The sequence below is a fragment of the Caldanaerobius polysaccharolyticus DSM 13641 genome, from assembly GCF_000427425.1.
In the GTDB taxonomy this organism is placed as follows: domain Bacteria; phylum Bacillota; class Thermoanaerobacteria; order Thermoanaerobacterales; family Caldanaerobiaceae; genus Caldanaerobius; species Caldanaerobius polysaccharolyticus.
On the sequence record NZ_KE386493.1, the window covers coordinates 6,524 to 8,610 of the forward strand.

Below are 2,087 nucleotides of genomic sequence, written 5' to 3' on the forward strand. Positions count from 1 at the left end.
ATTTTTAAAAAAACAGCAATATTGCGGCTAATCTAACTGAATTTAGACTATGAAAATGTTTTTACAGCGGAGTATGATAAGGTTTATTCTAAAAGATAATAGATCTTTTTAGATAAAAAGGCCGATTAGGGCCTTTTTTTGTAAGTGCATGTAAAAAGCAAAGAAAAAGCAAGAGATCGTGAGAAAAATTCTGAAAAAAAAAAAAACGGCAAATATTCAGTGAAATTGAATAAATTTGACCAAATTTGGACTTTGAAAACATTTTTATAGAGAGTTAAAATGAAAATGAAAACTTAATAAAGTTTTTTTAAAAAGGTGTGAATTGATATAAAATGAAAGGGGGGTAAGCTGTATAGGGTTATGTGATGTGCTTACCAAGACAAATCTAATAAGAAAGAGGGAATCGGATGAAAGCAGAGGTATATAGCGCTACAAGGCCTAGGAGCACGAGATACGTTATACTAAGAAAGAATTTAACCGCTGTTAAAAAGGATTGGCAGCTGTATAGCCTTTTGATATTGCCCGTGATTTACTATGTGATTTTCAGGTATATTCCGATGTTTGGAAACGTTATAGCTTTTAGAAAATTTTATCCTGGGGGACCTGTCTATGGAACAGAGTGGGTTGGCTTAAGATATTTTAAGATGTTTTGGACTGATCCAACGTTTTGGCAAGTGTTTAAAAACACCATAATACTGAGTGTAGAGTATTTGGTATTCAGTTTCCCATTTCCCATCGTATTTGCTTTGTTGTTAAATGAGCTACGAAATCAGTTATTCAAAAGGTTTGTGCAAACCGTTTCATATTTACCTCACTTTCTATCAATGGTCATTGTAGCAGGTATGATAATGGAGATACTTTCTCCTTCTACGGGCGTCGTAAATATGGTTCTCAAACATTTTACAGGAAAAACTATAAATTTTTTAGCTGAACCCCAGTGGTTTAGGACCATTTACATAGTATCAGGTATATGGCAACAAATGGGATGGAATGCAATATTATACCTGGCTGCATTAGCTAACATTAACCCTGAGTTGTATGAGGCTGCGATAATTGATGGAGCAAATAGATGGCAGCAGACCCTTCACGTAACGATACCTGGCATTATGCCAACTATAATGATACTTTTGATTTTAAATATAGGCGGGCTTATGTCGGTTGGCTTTGAAAAGATTTTATTACTTTATAATCCTCTTACTTATTCTACGGCGGATGTTATATCGACATACCTTTATAGGATGGGATTGGAATCAAATAATTTCAGTTATGCGGCTGCTATAGGATTATTTGAGTCGGTAATAGGATTAATATTGTTGAGTACAGCAAACTATATTTCCAGACGATTTGCAGATATGAGTTTGTGGTAAGGGAGGTGAAACTATGGTAGGTGTTTCTAAGCAATATAGGGTATTCCAAGTGGTGAACGTGTTGATAATGCTTTTAGTGGTTGTTGTTACGCTGTATCCGTTCTTATACTTGGTGGCGGAGTCGTTGAGCAGTGAGAAATTTGTATACGCAGGCCAGGTTACGTTGTTTCCCAAAGGATTTACATTGAGGACGTACCAAGTACTTACAAGGGAAATTTACTTCTGGTTAGGTTATAAAAACACTATTATATATACTATTGTAGGTACTGCTGTGTCGTTATTTCTGTCTACCATTTTGGCTTATCCTCTTTCAAAAAAACGTTTAAAAGGGAGAGGGGTTATCCTGGGCTTTATAGTCTTTACGATGTTTTTTAGCGGCGGACTGATACCCACTTACTTACTTGTTAATGCGCTGGGAATGCGCAACACTATATGGGCGGTGGTCTTACCGGGAGCAATAAGCACTTATAACGTCATAATAATGAAGACGTTTTTTGAAGGTATTCCTACCGAATTGGAAGAAGCGGCAGCGGTAGATGGTATGGATACATATGGAATATTGATTCACATTGTTCTTCCTCTTTCAATGCCGATAATGGCTACGATGGCACTTTTTTACGCAGTAGGAATGTGGAATACTGGATTTTGTACCATAAAAATGTTTTCAAAGTCCAAATTTGGTCAAATTTATTCAATTTCACTGAATATTTGCCGTTTTTT

At 35.8% G+C, this 2,087-nt stretch carries 2 protein-coding genes; both read left to right on the forward strand.

Features of this window, described 5'->3' with window-relative positions; translation table 11 throughout:
- The first annotated feature begins 407 nt into the window (after positions 1-407).
- A complete protein-coding gene (locus CALPO_RS0100025; protein WP_026485511.1) occupies positions 408-1,367 on the forward strand; it encodes an ABC transporter permease in 960 nt (319 codons plus the stop codon).
- Between the two features lie 13 nt (positions 1,368-1,380).
- A partial coding sequence (locus tag CALPO_RS12780) for a carbohydrate ABC transporter permease (protein WP_084295073.1) occupies positions 1,381-2,087 on the forward strand: 707 nt, incomplete at its 3' end.